Source organism: Bacillus sp. SA1-12 (assembly GCF_000981385.1).
Taxonomy (GTDB): domain Bacteria; phylum Bacillota; class Bacilli; order Bacillales; family Bacillaceae; genus Metabacillus.
In genome coordinates, this window is the sequence record NZ_LATZ01000111.1 from 1 (window position 1) to 303 (window position 303).

Annotated in this window: 1 rRNA gene; it reads left to right on the plus strand. The window is 54.8% G+C overall.

From position 1 onward, the window contains the following. Window positions 1–303: ribosomal RNA gene (locus WQ54_RS18055) — 23S ribosomal RNA — on the plus strand; the annotation flags it as partial.

Genomic DNA, 303 nt, shown 5'->3' on the forward strand with positions numbered 1-303 from the left:
AAAGAGTGCGTAATAGCTCACTGGTCGAGTGACTCTGCGCCGAAAATGTACCGGGGCTAAACGTATCACCGAAGCTGTGGACTGTTCTTACGAACAGTGGTAGGAGGGCGTTCTAAGGGCTGTGAAGCTAGACCGTAAGGACTAGTGGAGCGCTTAGAAGTGAGAATGCCGGTATGAGTAGCGAAAGAGGGGTGAGAATCCCCTCCACCGAATGCCTAAGGTTTCCTGAGGAAGGCTCGTCCGCTCAGGGTTAGTCGGGACCTAAGCCGAGGCCGAAAGGCGTAGGCGATGGCCAACAGGTTG